This is a genomic window from Enterococcus sp. DIV1767 (genome assembly GCF_050542585.1).
Lineage (GTDB): Bacteria > Bacillota > Bacilli > Lactobacillales > Enterococcaceae > Enterococcus_D > Enterococcus_D innesii.
Window position 1 is genome coordinate 1,651,424 of record NZ_CP172936.1, and the last position, 18,652, is coordinate 1,670,075.

Annotated in this window: 19 protein-coding genes; 15 read left to right on the forward strand and 4 right to left on the reverse strand. The window is 42.7% G+C overall.

The annotated features are described in order from the left end of the window. Positions 1–3: 3 nt before the first annotated feature. Complete coding sequence (locus tag IGI78_RS07930) at positions 4–753, reverse strand: peptidylprolyl isomerase (RefSeq protein WP_195265143.1); 750 nt, start codon at positions 751–753, stop codon at positions 4–6. Positions 754–935: 182 nt separating this feature from the next. Between IGI78_RS07930 and IGI78_RS07935 the strand changes: the two genes are divergently transcribed. Continuing rightward, positions 936–2,027 carry a DUF871 domain-containing protein gene (locus tag IGI78_RS07935; RefSeq protein WP_086292419.1) on the forward strand — a complete coding sequence of 364 codons (1,092 nt, stop codon included), beginning with the start codon at positions 936–938 and terminating at the stop codon, positions 2,025–2,027. A gap of 180 nt (positions 2,028–2,207) precedes the next feature. Beyond that, positions 2,208–3,158, forward strand: coding sequence for an alpha/beta hydrolase (locus IGI78_RS07940; RefSeq protein WP_195265182.1), 951 nt, complete (start codon positions 2,208–2,210; stop codon positions 3,156–3,158). Positions 3,159–3,210: 52 nt separating this feature from the next. Here the strand turns inward: IGI78_RS07940 and gap are convergent, their stop codons facing one another. Further along, positions 3,211–4,221 (reverse strand): type I glyceraldehyde-3-phosphate dehydrogenase, encoded by a 1,011-nt coding sequence (gene gap, locus IGI78_RS07945; RefSeq protein WP_061054148.1) that lies wholly within the window; start codon positions 4,219–4,221, stop codon positions 3,211–3,213. Between the two features lie 248 nt (positions 4,222–4,469). On the opposite strand from gap, the gene obgE reads away from it, so the two are divergent. The 7 genes from obgE (at position 4,470) to IGI78_RS07980 (ending at position 11,762) form a co-directional block, all read left to right on the forward strand. Continuing rightward, positions 4,470–5,783 carry a GTPase ObgE gene (obgE, locus tag IGI78_RS07950; RefSeq protein WP_077453427.1) on the forward strand — a complete coding sequence of 438 codons (1,314 nt, stop codon included), beginning with the start codon at positions 4,470–4,472 and terminating at the stop codon, positions 5,781–5,783. A 180-nt stretch (positions 5,784–5,963) separates the two neighbouring features. Beyond that, positions 5,964–6,539, forward strand: coding sequence for a DUF456 domain-containing protein (locus IGI78_RS07955; RefSeq protein WP_010748409.1), 576 nt, complete (start codon positions 5,964–5,966; stop codon positions 6,537–6,539). 72 nt (positions 6,540–6,611) lie between these two features. Further along, positions 6,612–7,568 carry a ribonuclease Z gene (gene rnz, locus IGI78_RS07960; protein ID WP_081118695.1) on the forward strand — a complete coding sequence of 319 codons (957 nt, stop codon included), beginning with the start codon at positions 6,612–6,614 and terminating at the stop codon, positions 7,566–7,568. Then, positions 7,552–8,340 (forward strand): SDR family NAD(P)-dependent oxidoreductase, encoded by a 789-nt coding sequence (locus tag IGI78_RS07965; RefSeq protein ID WP_086292417.1) that lies wholly within the window; start codon positions 7,552–7,554, stop codon positions 8,338–8,340. The genes rnz and IGI78_RS07965 overlap by 17 nt, the downstream gene beginning before the upstream one ends. Positions 8,341–8,352: 12 nt before the next feature. Continuing rightward, the gene (locus tag IGI78_RS07970; protein ID WP_195265142.1) at positions 8,353–8,790 is read left to right on the forward strand and encodes a LapA family protein; all 438 of its coding nucleotides are present in this window, start codon (positions 8,353–8,355) and stop codon (positions 8,788–8,790) included. A gap of 147 nt (positions 8,791–8,937) precedes the next feature. Then, positions 8,938–11,238, forward strand: a complete 2,301-nt coding sequence (gene recJ, locus IGI78_RS07975; RefSeq protein ID WP_140965601.1) for a single-stranded-DNA-specific exonuclease RecJ — start codon at positions 8,938–8,940, stop codon at positions 11,236–11,238. A gap of 11 nt (positions 11,239–11,249) precedes the next feature. Continuing rightward, a complete protein-coding gene (locus IGI78_RS07980) occupies positions 11,250–11,762 on the forward strand; it encodes an adenine phosphoribosyltransferase (protein ID WP_005226167.1) in 513 nt (170 codons plus the stop codon). 63 nt (positions 11,763–11,825) lie between these two features. Here IGI78_RS07980 and IGI78_RS07985 read toward each other — a convergent pair whose 3' ends face one another. Together IGI78_RS07985 and lexA are read right to left on the reverse strand one after the other, a co-directional pair. Next, the gene (locus tag IGI78_RS07985; RefSeq protein ID WP_005236082.1) at positions 11,826–12,038 is read right to left on the reverse strand and encodes a hypothetical protein; all 213 of its coding nucleotides are present in this window, start codon (positions 12,036–12,038) and stop codon (positions 11,826–11,828) included. A gap of 128 nt (positions 12,039–12,166) precedes the next feature. Continuing rightward, positions 12,167–12,787 (reverse strand): transcriptional repressor LexA, encoded by a 621-nt coding sequence (gene lexA / locus IGI78_RS07990; protein WP_005226165.1) that lies wholly within the window; start codon positions 12,785–12,787, stop codon positions 12,167–12,169. A gap of 135 nt (positions 12,788–12,922) precedes the next feature. On the opposite strand from lexA, the gene IGI78_RS07995 reads away from it, so the two are divergent. The 6 genes from IGI78_RS07995 (at position 12,923) to IGI78_RS08020 (ending at position 18,620) form a co-directional block, all read left to right on the forward strand. Next, a complete protein-coding gene (locus tag IGI78_RS07995) occupies positions 12,923–13,162 on the forward strand; it encodes a DUF896 family protein (protein ID WP_077453423.1) in 240 nt (79 codons plus the stop codon). Between the two features lie 100 nt (positions 13,163–13,262). Then, positions 13,263–15,260, forward strand: a complete 1,998-nt coding sequence (gene tkt / locus IGI78_RS08000; RefSeq protein ID WP_195265141.1) for a transketolase — start codon at positions 13,263–13,265, stop codon at positions 15,258–15,260. A gap of 370 nt (positions 15,261–15,630) precedes the next feature. After that, complete coding sequence (locus IGI78_RS08005; protein ID WP_194194529.1) at positions 15,631–16,500, forward strand: glucosaminidase domain-containing protein; 870 nt, start codon at positions 15,631–15,633, stop codon at positions 16,498–16,500. Between the two features lie 200 nt (positions 16,501–16,700). After that, the gene (gene cysK, locus IGI78_RS08010) at positions 16,701–17,630 is read left to right on the forward strand and encodes a cysteine synthase A (protein ID WP_077453420.1); all 930 of its coding nucleotides are present in this window, start codon (positions 16,701–16,703) and stop codon (positions 17,628–17,630) included. A gap of 166 nt (positions 17,631–17,796) precedes the next feature. Then, positions 17,797–18,237, forward strand: a complete 441-nt coding sequence (locus IGI78_RS08015) for a Fur family transcriptional regulator (RefSeq protein ID WP_077453419.1) — start codon at positions 17,797–17,799, stop codon at positions 18,235–18,237. Beyond that, positions 18,234–18,620: a RidA family protein gene (locus IGI78_RS08020; protein ID WP_077453418.1), complete on the forward strand. Its 387-nt coding sequence runs from the start codon at positions 18,234–18,236 to the stop codon at positions 18,618–18,620. The genes IGI78_RS08015 and IGI78_RS08020 overlap by 4 nt, the downstream gene beginning before the upstream one ends. Positions 18,621–18,652 lie beyond the last annotated feature (32 nt).

The following is an 18,652-nucleotide window of genomic DNA, read 5'->3' on the forward strand; positions in this document are numbered from 1 at the left end:
TATTTATTCTTTGGCTTCTTGTAAGACCTTGATCGTTTCGATCTTCACTGGCTCAACCGGTTGAGAATTCTCACCATTGCCAGAGTCTTGGGTTTCTGCTTGCGCAATTTTATCGACGACATCCATGCCTTCGATCACTTGACCAAAGACGGTATATTTACCGTCCAAAGCCGGCGTGCCACCATTTTTATAGGCTTCGATGATTTTTTCGGGATAGTGTTGGATCGCTAGACCGTCAGAAACATCTTGATCATTTTGAACGATGTAGAATTGACTGCCTTGGCTATTTGGTGCACTTGATTTTGCCATTGCTAATGCGCCTCGCAAGTGGTAGAGCTGGTTTGAGTATTCTTCGCCGAATCCTTCACCCCAGATACTTTCTCCACCAGTGCCATCACCATTAGGGTCGCCCCCTTGGATCATAAACTCTTCTACGACACGATGAAAAGTCAAGCCGTCATAATAACCATCTTTGGCATGGGTCAAAAAGTTTTCGACGGCTTTGGGCGCGATCTCTGGGAAAAGTTTGATTTTGATCGAGCCTTCTTCCGTCACCATTTCAACTAAAGCTTCATTCTCTTGCACATCCGTTGATAATTGCGGCAATTCAAGGGCATTCAAGTCAACGGATTCTGAGGTCGACGTGCTTTCTGCCGAGTTGTTTGATGAGGAACCAGTGGTACTTGAACCTGTACAAGCAGCTAATAATAAAAGGCTAGCAGCTGCTGTCAGTGTGAATAGGATTTTTTTCATTCTTTCATTCCTTCCAGTTTTCTTAATGCTAATCATAACAAAAAAAAGATGTAGAAGAAAGCGCAGATTTTGTGGAATGAGAAAGAAACAGATGGAAAGGTGTAGACCACTTTTTAGATGTTTGCTATAATGAAAGAGTATTCATTATAATAAACGGATAGAATGTACAGGAGGTTTTTTTTATGGGAAAATTAGGGATATCGATTTATCCAGAGCGCTCAACGTTTGAAAAGGACAAAGCGTATCTAGACTTGGCACACAAATACGGCTTTAAACGGGTATTTACCAGTTTGCTGCAAATCAACGATGACAAAGAAAAAGTCTTGGCAGACTTTAAACAAGTCGTGGATTATGCCAATCAGTTAGGAATGGAAGTCATGGTAGATATCAATCCTGGTTTATTTGAACAGCTAGGCATTTCTTATGATGATTTATCCTTCTTTGATGAGATGGGGGCTTACGGTGTTCGATTAGATATCGGTTTTACGGGTTCAGAAGAAGCCAAAATGACCCGCAATCCTTACGGGATCAAAATTGAGATCAATATGAGCAGTGGCACGAGCTACGTGGATAACATCATGAGTTATTCACCAAACACCGAAAATTTACTAGGTTCGCATAATTTCTACCCTCATCGCTATTCAGGGTTAGGCTATGACCATTTCGTTTTTTGTTCGGAAAAATTCCGCAAGTACAATTTAAATACGATGGCTTTTGTGAATTCACACGAGGCTGATTTCGGTCCTTGGCCAACACAAGATGGCTTATGTTCTTTAGAAGACCATCGTGATCTGCCGTTAGCTACACAAGTCAAACATTTAGTGTTGACTGGTTTGATCGATGATATCTCTATTGGAAATGCCTATGCTTCAGAAGCAGAATTGGCGGCAATGGCTGAAGCATTTCACGCGGATTATCCGACATTAAGAGTTGATGTGGTTGATGGAATCACTGAAGATGAACGCATCTGTTTGTTTGATAATCTGCATAGTTACCGAGGAGATCGTTCAGAATACATCTTGCGTTCAACGATGACCCGGATCTATTATAAAGACAAAGAATTTCCACCCCATGATACCCATGATATGGTAAGAGGAGATGTCTTGATCGATAATGCTGGCTATGGACAATACAAAGGGGAGACGCAAATCGCCTTGAAAGAAATGAAAAATGACGGCCGGGTCAATGTCGTTGGGAAAATCGCTGAAGAAGAGCTTTTCTTATTAGAATTTTTGAAACCTTGGTCAAGTTTTAAATTGGTCGAAAACAACTAGCCATTACGAGGAATCAACCATTGTCAACACCTATTGTTGGCAATGGTTTTTCTTTTTGGGCGCTTGCGATTGACAAACACGAGTAAAAAACGGTAATTTATGTAGTGGGTTCTTACCATGAGGAATGTTGAGACCATAATAATATTATGTAAACTATATACTTAAGAGGACGTGACAAGTGTGAAATTGCGCTGGAAAATTGCCATCGGAGTAGCTGTATTAGCGATTGCGGGATTAGGATATGCTGGAAACTATTTTTACGACTATGCGGTAGTTCCTTCAGAAAAAGATTTCTTGGAAGGAGATACCCCGGGTACTGATGAAAATCAGACGGGAAGCGAAGCGCAAAATTGGTTTACAGATGCAGCAAATCGTGAGATGTGGCAGCTGACTTCTGAAGATGATTTAAAATTATCCGCCATTTATCTACCGGCGGAGGAGAAGAATCAAGGAAAAACGGCGATCATCGCGCATGGCTACATGGGGAATGCAGAAACGATGGCGGACTACGCCAAGATGTATCATGATTTAGGTTATAATGTGTTGGTTCCAGACGCTCGAGGGCATGGTCAAAGCGAAGGGGATTATATTGGTTTTGGTTGGCACGAACGTAAAGACTACTTGCAATGGATCGATGAAATACTTGCAAAAAATGGTTCTGAAGAGACGATCACTTTGTATGGCATCAGTATGGGTGCGGCCACAGTGATGATGACCAGCGGAGAAGACTTACCAAAAAATGTCACTTCTATCATTGAAGATTGTGGGTATACCAACGTCAATGAAGAACTAGGCTATCAACTCGATCAATTGTTTGGGTTGCCCGCATTCCCATTGATGAATGTCACTAGCCTTGTCACAAAAATCCGAGCGGGGTATTTCTTTGGTGAAGCAGATGCAGTCAAACAACTGCAAAAAAATACGCGTCCAATCTTTTTTATTCATGGCGATGCGGATACATTTGTTCCTTATGCGATGTTGGATATTTTGTATAACGCGACCGATGCGCCTAAAGAAAAATGGGTCGTTTCAGGAGCCGAGCATGCGAAAAGCTACAAAACTGATCCAGCGCTTTACAAAGAAAAAATCGCGGCTTTCTTGGAAAAATACGATCATCCAGCAAGTGAATAAAAAAAGTGCCGGTTCTTTCTTCAGAACCGGCACTTTTTGCCTACTCATTGACTTACAAACGAGCAAATTCTTCGAGTAAACGAATCATCTGGCAAGTAAAGCCATATTCATTATCATACCAAGCGACGGTTTTCACCAATTGGAAATCGCCGGCAGTAGTCACTTCTGTTTGCGTCGGGTCAAAGATAGAACCTTGAGTGGTACCAATGACATCACCCGAGACGATCTCACGGTCATCGTAACCGAATGACGGATTATCGACGGTGTGTTTTCTGATGGCTTCATTGACTTCATCGGCGGTTACTTTGGTTTTCAAAATTGAGACTAATTCTGTTAAAGAACCATCGACGACCGGAACCCGTTGGGCGTGGCCTTGTAATTTGCCATTTAATTCTGGGATAACCAAACCGATTGCTTTGGCGGCACCCGTTGAGTGAGGGATCGTGTTGTCTGCAGCGGACCGAGCGGCTCTTAAGTTTCCGCCTTTTACAGGACCATCCAATAGCATTTGAGTAGAAGTATACGCATGAACTGTCGTCATCGTACCAACTTCGATCCCAAATTCTTCATTCAAAAAGTAGGCCATCGGAGCTAGACAGTTGGTCGTACAAGAGCCTGCGGATATGATAGTATCATCTGGTGTTAACGTGTCGGAGTTAACATTGTATACGATCGTTTTCATATTGCCGGCGGGAGCGGAAATGACCACTCGTTTGACACCTGCATCAAGATGAGCCTGTGCTTTTTCTGCGGAAGTGTAAAAACCCGTACATTCTAAAACGATATCGACGCCATTTTCTTTTGCCCAAGGAATTTTACTTGCGTCTGGTTCGGCATACACTCTGGTTTCTTTGCCATCGACAACGATAGCATTATCCGTTGCAGTTACAGTGCCAGGGTAAGTGCCATGGGTCGAGTCAAATTGCAACAAGTGTGCTAACATGACGGGGCTTGTTAAATCATTGATTGCCACAACTTCAATATCGGCAGAAACTTCTTTGATCCTACGAAAAGCCAAACGTCCAATTCGTCCAAAACCATTGATTCCAACTTTTACTGTCATTTCTTGTTTCCTCCTTTAATTGTGTCTGGTACACTTAAAAGTTTGCTACGATTTGATGTGACTGTCAAAGAATAACCCTTAAGAATTCACGATTTCTTATGGAAACCCATGAGAAAAGATAGACAAAAGGCGTTTCGGTCGTTACAATAAAATAGACTTTCTTATTAGAGAAATAGTAACCACTTAAGGTGAGATAACTGATAATCAAAAAGTATAGAAGGTAGTAAAAAAAGAATGGAGGACAAATAATGTCCATGTTTTTAGATCAAGTGACAATCGATGTCAAAGCAGGAAAAGGCGGCGACGGAATGGTTGCTTTTCGCCGAGAGAAATATGTCCCAGACGGCGGACCCGCAGGTGGTGACGGCGGACGTGGTGGTGATGTCATTTTAGTCGTAGACGAAGGTTTGCGTACACTAATGGATTTCCGCTTTAATCGTCATTTTAAAGCACAACCCGGGGAAAACGGCATGAGTAAAGGAATGCACGGCCGTGGCTCAGATGATACTTACATCAAAGTGCCCCAAGGCACCACCGTTCGTGATGCTGAAACAGGAGCTTTATTAGGTGATTTGATTGAGCAAGGTCAAACATTAGTGATCGCAAAAGGCGGGCGGGGCGGGCGCGGGAACATTCGGTTTGCCTCTCCGAAAAACCCAGCACCAGAATTAGCTGAGAACGGGGAACCCGGTCAAGAAAGAAAAATCGAGCTCGAATTAAAAGTCTTAGCAGATGTTGGTTTAGTTGGTTTCCCTTCGGTTGGGAAGTCCACATTACTCTCTGTGATTTCCTCTGCTCGGCCAAAAATAGGCGCGTATCATTTTACAACACTGGTGCCAAATTTAGGCATGGTAACGACCACTGATGGTCGTAGTTTTGCAGTAGCCGATCTGCCGGGCTTGATCGAAGGTGCTTCGCAAGGTGTTGGTTTAGGGACTCAGTTTTTACGTCATATCGAACGGACGCGGGTCATCTTACATGTGATCGATATGAGTGGCATGGAAGGGCGCGATCCATACGAGGACTATTTGTCCATTAACAATGAATTGTCGACCCATAACTTGCGCCTACTAGAGCGCCCGCAGATCATCGTTGCCAATAAGATGGATATGCCGGATGCTGAAGAAAACCTAGCCCTTTTCAAAGAGCAGCTGGCAAAAGAAAAAACGGATGAGTTCGCGGATGAACCAATGATTTTCCCAATCTCTGGTGTCACTCGTAAGGGAATCGATGCCTTGCTGAATGCGACAGCGGATTTATTGGAAGTCACTCCTGAGTTCCTCTTGTACGATGAAGAAATCGAAGAAGATGTGGTTCATTACGGCTTCCAATCGGATGAGCCGGAGTTTTCAATCGATCGCGATCCTGATGCAACTTGGATCTTGAGCGGTGAGAAAATCGAAAAACTATTCCAAATGACGAACTTTGATCATGATGAGACCGTGATGCGCTTTGCACGTCAATTGCGTGGACTGGGTGTTGATGAAGCATTGCGTGCGCGAGGTGCCAAAGACGGCGACATCGTGCGTATTGGTAATTTTGAATTCGAGTTTGTCGAATAAGCGTTTAAAAGAACATCATTTGTAAAAAAAAATCCTTCATAGTTGAAGTGGTTATGACTGTTGATCATTGATTTTCTCTAAGAAATCAATGATCAACAGTCTTTTTGGTTTCTTTTTTTATTTAAATGATTTACTGTTAAAATAAAGAAAAGAACAAATAAACCAAAGGGAGCGATTTTTATGTCAAAACGAGTCATTGTAATGAACTTTGATGCTAGTGCCAAAGCGTATCAAGCCTTTTCGGAAGTGAAACGGATGCATATGGAACGGAAGATCAAAGGGGAACAAATGGCAGTTCTTACCCACACCAATGAAGGCGTGCATCAATTTAAAGTCGAGGACTTTCTCGATTTTACTGGGAACAATAAGACATCAACGGGTGGTTTGATCGGGATGCTCGTTGGTGTGTTAGGCGGACCTTTAGGAATCATGCTGGGCTGGTTTGGCGGCAGTATGATCGGTGCTACTCGGGATGCAAAAGAGATCCAAAATGCGCAAATGCTTTTTGAACACGTCGGAAATCAAATTGGTGTAGGTGATACCGGGTTATTATTGATCGCCGATGAAGAAGACAATCGTCCTTTGAATCAATTGATCATGAATGAATTGGGCGGCGATATCACGCGCTTTGACTACGATGAAGTGGAAGCAGAGATTGAAACAGCTAAGAAAGTCGAAGAATCCACCAAAGCACGGGTTCAAGAGGACTGGAAAAACTCTCATAATGACGCAGAAGATCGCCAATCTGAGAAATAAAAACCGCAAGCTTCAATTGCAACTTGATTTCTTTTCCGCTAAAATTGGGAAGAGATGAAAGGAAAGAAGCTTATGGAATTAGAATTTTTAGGAACAGGTGCGGGAGTGCCTGCAAAACATCGAAACGTGACCAGCATTGCGTTACGACTTTTAGATGAACGGAATGCCGTTTGGCTTTTTGATTGTGGCGAAGGAACCCAAATGCAGATTTTGCATTCTACAATTCGACCACGAAAGATTGAAAAAATCTTTATCACTCATCTTCATGGTGACCATATCTATGGGTTGCCGGGATTGATCAGCAGCCGCTCCTTTCAAGGGGGCGACACGCCTCTAGAGATTTATGGCCCAAAGGGAATCAAAGCATACATTCAAACCGTTTTGCGGATTTCCCAGACGAAAGTCAGCTATCCATTGCATTTTTTCGAGATTGAAGAAGAAGGGATTCTTTTTAAAGATCAGCAATTTGAGGTATCTTGTCTGCCCCTTGATCACGGCATTGATAGTTTTGGCTATCGTATTGTTGAAGCAAGCCATCAAGGGGAATTGCAAGTGCAAGCATTGCTTGAACTTGGTCTGAAACCTGGTCCCGTCTTCGGACGTTTGAAAAAAGGTGAAGTAGTTACCCTCGACGATGGACGTCAAATCAATGGGGCTGATTTCTTAGGTCAAGCGAAAAAGGGTCGGATCTTGGCAATATTAGGTGATACGCGTAAATGTCAAAACGCCGTGCTTTTAGCGAAAGATGCGGATGTATTAGTGCATGAAAGTACCTTCAACAAAGAAGAAGCCAAGCTGGCTCGCGCTTATTTTCATTCGACGACACGCCAAGCTGCTGAAGTGGCCCAAGAAGCTCACGCCAAGCGTTTGCTATTGACTCATATCAGCGCGCGCTATGTTGGCAAAGATATTACAAATTTAGTAAATGAAGCAAAAGAAGTATTTCCGAATACGTTGATCGTCAAAGATTTTGATGTTGTCGAGATCCCTTTTGCCGGAGAGGAAGAATCAGATGAACTTGGAGAATAAAGTTGTCGTTGTAACAGGTGGTTCTGCCGGACTTGGCGAACAAATCTGTTATGAAGCCGCAAAACGCGGTGCGATCGTTGTGACTTGTGCTCGCAGAACAAATTTGATTGGGAAAGTCAAAGAACAATGCATGGAATTAAGCGGCAAAGAAGCGTATGCGTTTCAATTGGACGTAGCAAATCCTGAAAGCGTGGCGCGCTTATTAGAAAAAATCAGTGAGAAAGTCGGAAAGATCGATGTCTTTGTCAATAATGCCGGCTACGGGATCTTTCAAGAATTTACCGAGATGGATCCTGCGGTCATCCGTAATATGTTTGAAGTCAATGTGCTTGGGATGATGGTTTTGACTCAGCAAGTTGCGATTCAAATGGCTGAACAAAAGCATGGTCATATCATAAATGTTGCTTCAATCGCGGGTAAGATCGCTACGCCAAAGACGGCAGTCTACTCTGCCACGAAGTTTGCTGTACTTGGTTTTTCTAACGCATTACGTTTAGAACTAAAACCACTGGGAATCAACGTAACAACAGTCAATCCAGGGCCGATCGAAACGGCATTCTTTGACCAAGCAGATCCTAGCGGTAGTTACTTATCATCGGTGGGTAGCCTTGTCCTTGAACCAAACAAATTGGCACAAACGATCGTCAAAGCCATGATTCATCCAAAACGAGAAATCAATCGCCCACATATTTTAGGGGCGGCTGCAAAACTTTATACACTGTTCCCTGCAATTGGGGATTATATGGCAGGAACGATGTTCAACAAAAAATAGGAGTTGAAACCCATGAAAAATCAATGGCGTGTTATTGTTGGTATTTTACTGATTTTAGTGATCGTTTTATTTGCGGTTGCAAACAATATGACTGTTCCGATCAATTTTGGCTTCACAACGATTCAATCGCCACTGATCTTAGTCATTATTGGTTCTGCTTTGTTAGGCGCATTGATTTTGTTGCTGGTTTCCACAAGCGCAATGTTCCGTCAAAAAAAAGAACTAAAACAATTGAGAAAAGAGCTCTCGGATTATCGCTCGAATAACGAGAAAGTTCTGCAAGAACAACGAGAAGCCTTGGAACGAGAATATACCAACAAGCAGGCGGAGTTAGCAGCTAGGCAGCAGCAACTCGACGATCAAGAAGCGCAACTTTCATTCCGTGCAGCAGGTGCCTCAACGCCGCCAACGATCGATGAAGAAATGAAGTCTTTTGAATCGCAAGCCTAGAATACATGAGCGTAATGAAGAAAAGAGTTTGCAGGTGCATCATTCGCTGCAAGCTCTTTTTTGTGATATGAAAAAATAAATTGTTTCTTTCGTTGTTTTTCCTTTTTGCATAAACTTTGCTATAATATCCTAGTTAGGAGTGATTTGGTGAAACGTGCAAATTTTCATTGGGTGCGTCCGCAAGATAGCGAAGCTACCCCTGAATTTAAAGAATTGATCCAAGCAAGAAAGATTCCTGAGCGGATCGGCGCATTGCTATGGCAAAGAAATATTCGAACAGCAGAAGCGCTAGACGCTTTTTTATCCACTGATTTGCAATACCTTCATGATCCGTTTCTCTTTCATGATATGGATAAAGCCGTGGAACGAATCCATGAAGCCATTTTAAATGGTGAGCAGATCTTGATTTATGGCGACTATGATGCAGATGGGATTACGAGCACCACCGTATTAAAAGAAACGCTGGAGCTGCTGGGGGCTGAGGCTGAGTATTATCTGCCCAACCGTTTTACAGATGGCTATGGTCCCAATATAACTGTCTATCAAGAAAAAATTGCCGCAGGGACACAATTGATCATCACTGTTGACAACGGAGTGTCTGGACATGAGGCGATTGCTTATGCTCAAGGACAAGGCGTCGATGTGATCGTGACGGATCACCACGAACTTCCTGTAGAACTCCCAGAAGCCTTTGCTATCGTTCATCCTCGTCATCCTGAAGGAAATTATCCGTTTGGTGATTTGGCAGGAGTCGGTGTCGCATTTAAAGTGGCGTGCGCCTTATTAGAAGAAGTGCCCGTCGAACTGCTTGATCTTGTTGCAATTGGGACGATTGCTGATATGGTTTCTTTGACAGATGAGAATCGACTACTAGTCAGCAATGGCCTGAAAATGATCCAACAAACTGATCGGCTTGGTTTAAATGAGTTGCTGACGGTCAGTGGATTGAAAAAACGAACAGTCAATGAAACCGACATTGGTTTTGCTATTGGCCCGCGCCTTAATGCGATCGGCCGCTTGGAAGACCCAAATCCTGCTGTTCGTTTGTTAACCACATTTGACGAAGAAGAAGCAGTAACCTTAGCCAAGACATTAGATACGATCAATCAGCAGCGAAAAACTTTCGTTGAAGAAATCATGAAAGAAGCGCAAGAAAAAATCGACCCTGCCAATCATGTTCATCTAGTCGTAGGTGATGACTGGCACGAAGGGGTTTTAGGGATCGTAGCCGGACGAATCATGCAAAGTACCGGACAACCTGTGATCGTTTTGACCAAAAAAGAAAATGGCTTAGCAAAAGGATCAGGAAGAAGTATTGCTGCGTTGAATCTGTTTGAAATGTTGACCACGATGAAAGACATGTTTACTAGTTTTGGCGGCCATCATGCAGCAGTTGGCTTAAGTATCCCCATCGATCATTTAGATATGCTACAAGCCCAAATGAATCGCTATGTGGAAGAAAATGGAATTGATCTTAGCCAAGGGATCCCCTTGACAATTGATGAAGAACTGCCATTGACAGAAGTATCGATCAATTTTATTGAATCTTTAAACGTTTTAGCGCCTTTTGGCACGGATAATCCGTTACCGAAATTTCTGTTTTCCAATCTATCGACTCAAAATGCTCGCCAGATTGGTACTGAAAACCAACACTTGAAGTTAGTGATGACAGATGAGTCCAATACACAGCTAGATGTGATTGGGTTTGGTTTTGGAAAAGACTTAGTAGAGTTTGAAAATGATCGACTGTCGATCATCGGTCAGCTTTCAATCAATGAATGGAATGGCAACAAAAAACCGCAGTTGATGTTGGATGATTTTGCTGTGGAAGGTCTGCAGTTGTTTGATTACCGTTCGAAAAGGAGTCGGCAAGGTGTCTCTCTGGGAAATCAAACAGTAGGGGTCGTTTTCAATAAGAAAATTCCTCGAGAGCTACAAGGGTTTTGTGGACAAACGATCTTATTCGACTCAGTGGCTAACTTGAGAGACACGTTTCATGAAGCTCAATTTCAAGAAATCGCCTTTTTAGATTGTCCTACTGATCCTGCAGTGATCAAAGAAATCATCCAAACGCTTCATGCTTCAAGAATTGCGTTTGTGTTTTACTCGACCGAAGATGCTTATTTAGATGGGGTAGGCACCAGAGAGCAATATGGTCGGCTTTTTCAGTTGATCAAGCAACAACCTCGTTTGGATATTCGCTACAAATTAAGGATGGTTGCTGACTATCTAAAAATTCCAGAAAAATTACTTATTTTCATGATTCAGGTGTTTTCTGAGCTGGAATTTGTTACAATACAAGATGGTGTTTTGAATAAAACGGCTGATCCTGTTTCTCGTCCGCTGACAGAGAGTCATTTGTATCAGCAACGACAAAAAATGATCAAAACAGAAGAATTTTTATTAATGAGTGATTTATCAACCCTACGTCAGTGGTTGACAGTCTAGGAGGAAAAAAAATGGATTTAAAAGAGTATATTGCTAGTATTCCGGATTATCCCCAAGAGGGAATTATTTTTCGGGACATCTCGCCGTTAATGGCTGATGGAGAAGCGTATCGTTATGCGACACAGCAGATCGTTGAGTATGCACAAGAAAAAGGCATCGATATGGTGGTAGGACCAGAAGCCCGCGGATTTATCGTTGGTTGTCCAGTTGCGTACCAGTTAGGTGTCGGCTTTGCTCCAGTACGTAAAAAAGGCAAATTGCCACGGGAAACCATTGAAGCAGAGTATGAAAAAGAGTATGGTGTGGATGTTTTGACGTTGCATGCCGATGCTATCAAACCAGGACAACGTGTCTTGATCTGTGACGATCTACTAGCAACTGGCGGAACGATCAAAGCAACAATTGAACTCGTAGAAAAATTAGGCGGTATCGTTGTTGGCTGCGCCTTTTTGATCGAACTAATGGATTTACATGGAAGAGATAAAATCCAAGGTGTCGAAATCAAAACCTTGATGGAATATTAAAGCAGAAAAAAAGGACTCTTACGAGTCCTTTTTTTCTGCTTTAAGGCTTATGTAGAGAAAGGATCATGGTTCATACCGATAAAAATCATGATCATGATAATAATGACGATTACGTTTGCGCTCTGCTTGCCGGAATTTCTTTTCATCCCACAGCATGAACCAAAGCATCATTAGAGGACAAAAAATCAGAACAGCACTTAGAACGCCAAAATAGCCAATAACGATACCCATCAATAATACCCACAACATAAAACCAAATCGACGAACTGCTTTCATCTCATTCACTCCTTAAATAATACGAACTTATGTTTGTATACCTATTATACGAATGTTTGTTCGGTTTGTAAAGAGGAAAGAAAAAAATCTTCGCAAGTACGAAGATTTCCTAGGTAGGACGATTAGAATCAAAGCAGATGGCGATACAAACCAACAACTAATCCTAAAATCGTTACGTCAGGCAAAATGATGGGCTCTAAATAATCATTTTCTGGCTGTAATCGAATGTAATTCTTTTCTTTATAGAATCGTTTGCAAGTAGCTTCATCTTCATCTGTCATAGCGATCACGATATCACCATTTTGCGCACTTTGTTGTTTGCGAACGATCACTTGATCGCCGTCAAGGATGCCAGCATTAATCATACTTTCTCCTCGGATCGTCAACATAAACAAACTGCCGGTACTATTTGCTAAATCTGGCGGAATCGGAAAGAAATCGGATGCATCTTCCACTGCTAAAATCGGTTCTCCCGCAGTTACGACACCAAGCATCGGAATGGATGCTGGTTGAACATCGATTTTTTCAAGACCGGAAGCAGTTAATTCAATGGCTCTGGGTTTTGTAGGATCTCGTAAGATCAACCCTTTTTTTTCAAGTCGGGACAAATGGCCATGAACAGTTGAGGTAGAAGATAACTGAACGGCTTCGCCAATTTCGCGAACAGTCGGCGGATAGCCTTTTTCAGTGACACGGGTATGAATGAACTTAAGAATTTCGATTTGTCGATTTTCTGTTCGTTTTGCCAAAACTGACACCTTCTTTCATTTGATAACATTAGTGTACCATAGGTATATCGAATATTCAAACAAATGTTCGCTTTTGCGCTATTGTTTTTATTCGCTAGTTTGTAGTAAAATCAAGAGGGAAAAGGAGGAACGAATATGCTATCTCAAGAAAAATTAGCTCGAATCAATGAACTTGCCAACAAGAAAAAAACAGAAGGATTGACCGAGGCAGAAACGAACGAACAAAAAGTTCTACGTGAAGAGTATTTAACCGCCTTTCGTGGAGGAATGCGTCACCATATCGAAGGAATGAAAATCGTTGATCCTGAAGGTGCTGATGTGACACCAGAAAAATTGAAAGAGATTCAGAAGAAAAAAGGTCTCCACGGCAGATAATTGTGAATTCCTTTTCATTGCTATTGAAATAAGCATCTGAATCACGTATAATAAGAGATGTAATAAAGGTAAAAAAAACCTAAATTAGGAGGAACTACCATTGTTTGATAAAATCGATCAATTAGGAGTGAACACCCTTCGTACATTAAGTATCGAAGCTGTACAAAAAGCCAATTCAGGACATCCGGGATTACCGATGGGGGCAGCACCCATGGCCTATGCCTTGTGGACCAAACACTTGAAAGTCAATCCAACGACTTCTCGCAACTGGGTGGATCGTGACCGCTTTGTTTTGTCTGCTGGACATGGTTCGGCGCTATTGTACAGCTTGTTGCACGTGTCTGGTTACGATGTGACCATTGAGGATCTAAAAAACTTCCGTCAATGGGATAGCCGCACGCCAGGACATCCAGAAGTCGATCACACAGACGGCGTGGAAGCAACCACTGGACCTTTAGGACAAGGGATCGCTATGGCAGTCGGTATGGCGATGGCCGAAGCCCACTTGGCTGCAACCTACAATCGCGACAAGTATCAAGTCGTTGATCACTATACCTACGCCTTATGTGGCGATGGGGACTTGATGGAAGGTGTTTCGCAAGAAGCTGCATCCATGGCGGGTCACATGAAATTAGACAAACTGATCGTCTTGTACGATTCAAATGACATCTCCCTAGATGGTCCGACCTCAAAAGCCTTTACAGAAAATGTCGGTGCGCGTTTTGAGGCGTATGGCTGGCAACACATTCTCGTTGAAGACGGCAATGATTTAGAAGCGATCTCAAAAGCAATCGACGAAGCAAAAGCTGAAAGCGACAAACCAACCTTGATCGAAATCAAGACTGTGATCGGATACGGTGCGCCAAATCAAGGCACCTCTGCCGTCCATGGTGCGCCGATCGGTGCCGAAGGCATTTCAGCAGCCAAAGCGATTTATGGCTGGGAATACCCAGAATTTACTGTACCTGACGAAGTTGCTGCGCGCTTCAAAGAAACCATGATCGATGAAGGGCAAAAAGCTGAAGCAGCTTGGAACGAAACTTTCCATGCCTATGAAGCAGCCTATCCAGAACTTGCGGCGCAATTCAAACAAGCCTTTGCAGGTGAATTGCCAACAGATTGGGATGCAGCATTACCAAGCTACGAAGTTGGCAGCTCACAAGCTAGCCGGGTATCCAGCAAAGAGATGATCCAAGCGTTGTCCAAAGCCGTACCTAGCTTATGGGGCGGATCGGCTGACCTTTCTGGTTCCAACAACACGATGGTGGCAGCAGAAAAAGACTTTGAGCCTGGCCAATACGAAGGCCGCAACATTTGGTTTGGTGTCCGAGAATTTGCGATGGCGGCAGCGATGAACGGGATCCAATTGCATGGCGGTACGCGAATCTATGGTGGAACCTTCTTCGTCTTCGTTGATTACTTGCGTCCAGCGGTGCGCTTGTCTGCGATCCAGCATGCACCTGTGATCTATGTCTTGACGCATGACTCCGTGGCGGTTGGAGAAGATGGACCGACGCATGAGCCAATCGAGCAATTAGCTAGCGTCCGTTGTATGCCAAATGTCCAAGTGATTCGTCCAGCAGACGGCAATGAAACCCGTGCTGCTTGGAGACTGGCCATGACGACAACCGATAAGCCAACGGTCTTAGTCTTAAGTCGACAAAACCTACCAGTGATCGAAGGCACGCAAACCGGTGCGGATGAAAATGTCGCAAAAGGTGGCTATGTGATTTCAAAACAAGCCGGTGAAACACCAGCGGGTATTTTGATCGCCACAGGTTCTGAAGTGAATCTTGCGGTCCAAGCACAAGCTAAATTGGCAGAAGAAGGCATCGATGTATCGGTGGTCTCCTTACCAAGCTTTGATCTGTTTGAAGCCCAAAGCTCAGAATACAAAGAAAGTGTCTTGCCAAAAGCAGTGAAGAAACGGGTAGCGATCGAAGCGGCTTCCCCATTTGGTTGGGAACGTTACACTGGCTGCCATGGAAAAGTGATCGCGATCGATCATTTCGGTGCATCCGCACCTGGTGACAAGGTATTAGCAGAATTCGGCTTCAGTGTTGAAAATGTGGTGAATACCTTCAAATCAATCAACTAATTGGTCGATACAAAGAAAAAGCTGCACGTTCGAGAATCTTTTCGATTTTCGAACGTGTTTTTTTTCGAGTTATTATCACTCTGAAAGTGACAGAGTGATGGATGTAGATCAGCAGTGGCTAAGATTTTGAAAAAAAGTTTTCACAGCAAGATACAAAGTTTTTGAATACGAAGAGGAAAGCAACAGGATAAAAGCAAATAGTTTTTTAAAAAACTTAGCAATGGTTCGGAAAATGAGGGAGGGAACTGAAAAGTTTTTTTAAAGTCTTTTTAGCGATCGAAAAGGAGACATTGTTTGCATAGCTGAAAGTTTTTCCGTATAATGGTTTTATTGATTTATTTGAAAAAACGTACACTTAGTGGAGGGTAAAATGAAAAGCTATCAAACTAGAAGCGAAAGACATCATCAACCAAAGAAGTCGAGTAAAAAACCTAGCAAGAAGGCGGTCGTTTCACTAATGAGCGCCGGAATGATGTTAGCTCCAACGGCGATCTCTTTCGTTCCTCAACAGGTACAAGCTGCTGAGAACCAATATGCGACGCAAGACATCTCAGGTTTCATCGAGCAAATTGGCTGGTCAGCACAAGATGTTGCTGCCAACAATGATTTGTATGCTTCTGTGATGATCGCTCAAGCAATTTTAGAAAGCGGCTATGGTTCTTCTGCATTATCCAATGCACCTTATTACAATTTATTTGGGGTCAAAGGCAGCTACAACGGTCAAAGTGTGTATATGCCTACCCAAGAGTATTTGAATGGTCAGTGGGTAGAAATGAATGAACCGTTTCGTCAATATAACTCTTATTGGGAATCGTTTCAGGATCATGCGAACGTCTTGCGAAGTACAAGTTTTGCGACAGGGACTGCCCATTACAGTGGTGTCTGGAAAAGCCAAACCACCTCATTTTATGATGCGACAAATTATTTGACGGGGCGTTATGCTACCGATCCAGGTTACGCACAAAAACTGAACTGGTTGATCGAAACCTATCAGCTTACACGGTTCGATACGGGAACGACACAAAGTACAGCATGGTCAAACACAACTAGCACAACGACCAGCGAAACAACGACGACCACGTATTCAGGTAGTACCTCTTCAGCTCAGAGCTATCAAGTTGCTTCTGGGGATACGCTTTGGGATATCGCCAATCGATTTGGCACAACCGTTGATGCGTTGATGGCATCGAATGGATTATCCAGTGAGATAATCGTTATCGGACAAGAGTTGATCGTATAAGTATATTAAAAACCTTAGGATGGGTTGCTACAACTGCAGCTAATCTTAAGGTTTTTTTGTCGTGACAATCAAACTCTAGTCAGTGGAAAAAGACCAAAGTAGAAAACTATAAGAAAAAAAATTTGAAATTGCTTACTTTTTATTCGCAACTCCGAGGTATTTTAGGTAGAATGGAAGAATAAGAACGGGAGGGATTTTCAATGACAAAAATCTATCAATCGGTCAATGAATTAGTTGGTCATACGCCAATCGTCAAATTAAATCATATCGTAGAAGAAGGTTCTGCTGATGTGTATGTGAAATTAGAGTTTTTCAATCCTGGGGGTAGCGTAAAGGACAGAATTGCTTTAGCCATGATTGAAAAAGCTGAAAAAAGTGGCTTATTGAAAGCTGGCGATACGATTATCGAGCCAACCTCAGGAAATACAGGGATTGGTTTAGCCATGATCGGTACGGCAAAAGGCTATCGCGTTGTGTTGGTTATGCCAGAAACGATGAGTATCGAAAGACGCAAAATCGTACAAGCTTATGGCGCAGAGTTGATTTTGACCCCTGGATCTGAAGGGATCACAGGATCCATCAATAAAGCAAAAGAATTAGCGGAGCAAGACGGCTACTATATGCCATTACAATTTGAAAATCCGGCTAACCCAGAAATTCATGAAAAAACGACAGGTAAAGAAATTGAGGATGCGTTTGAATCAAAAGGTTTAGATGCTTTTGTCGCTGGGATCGGCACTGGTGGAACGATCACTGGAGCGGGTAAAGAACTGAAGCGCGTCTATCCCAATTTGAAAATAGTTGGTGTTGAGCCAGCCGAATCTGCGATTTTAGAAGGTGGCAAGCCAGGACCGCATAAGATTCAAGGAATCGGTACTGGATTTGTCCCTAAAGTATTAGACACCGAAATCTATGACCAAGTCATTGCAATTGCTAGTGAAGATGCGATGAAAACTGCACGCCAAGTTGGAATGAAAGAAGGAATCTTAGTAGGTATCTCTTCAGGAGCTGCGATCCAAGCTGCTTTACAAGTGGCAAAAGAACTAGGTTCCGGGAAAAAAGTCTTAGCAATCGTGCCCGACAATGGCGAACGCTATCTGTCCACAGCGCTCTATCAGTTTGAAGACTAACAAGAAGGAGAAAGCAGACATTGGATTGTCTGCTTTTCTTTCTCAAAAGGGGCATAAAGACGGTCTGAAAAAAGCGCTATACCTTAGAAAAAAACAAGGAAAGCTGTTTGAATTTTTGGGTTTTACATAGTATGATAGGAAAGATAAGAGAAATGGAGGAACTCCTGTGAGTACGATCTACGATGAAGCGATCAAACGATTAAAACATGAGAATATTCGTATTACACCGCAGCGAGTAGCGATATTAGAATTTTTGGCCAGTCACGATGCTCATCCAACTGCTGAAGAGATTTATCGGGCGATTGAAGTTCATTTTCCTGGTATTAGTGTCGCAACGGTCTACAATAATTTACGTTTATTCACAGAAATTGGCTTTGTAAAAGAAATGAATTATGGAGATGCCTCCAGTCGATTTGATTTTACAACTGAGCCTCATTATCATGCTATCTGCCAACAGTGTGGAAAGATCGCTGATTTTTACTATCCAGGGCTTGAAGATGTCGAAATGGCTGCTTCAAAACTAACTGGGTATCAAATAAATAACCATCGATTAGAAGTTTATGGTCTATGTCCAGAGTGCCAAGCGAAAGAGGAGGAAACAAAATGAAAATAATCGCTACTGATCAAGCGCCACAAGCAATCGGTCCTTACGTTCAAGCAAAAATCGCAAACGGCTTCTTGTTTGCTTCTGGTCAAGTGCCGTTAGATCCTGTTTCAGGGGAAGTTGTCGGCACGACGATTGAGGTTCAAACACAGCAAGTACTAAAAAATATTGAAGCGATTCTTGAAGCGGCAGAACTGACACCAAATGATATTGTAAAGACTACCTGTTTCTTAAAAAATATGAATGACTTCGTTCCTTTTAACAATACGTATAGTACGTTATTCAATGAAGAGTTACCGGCACGTTCTGCTGTAGAAGTTGCTCGCTTGCCAAAAGATGTTTTGGTTGAAGTTGAAATCATCGCGGCAGTGAAAGAAAAAGCGTAACCAACAAGGAATCGTGGGACGTCCGCATTTGC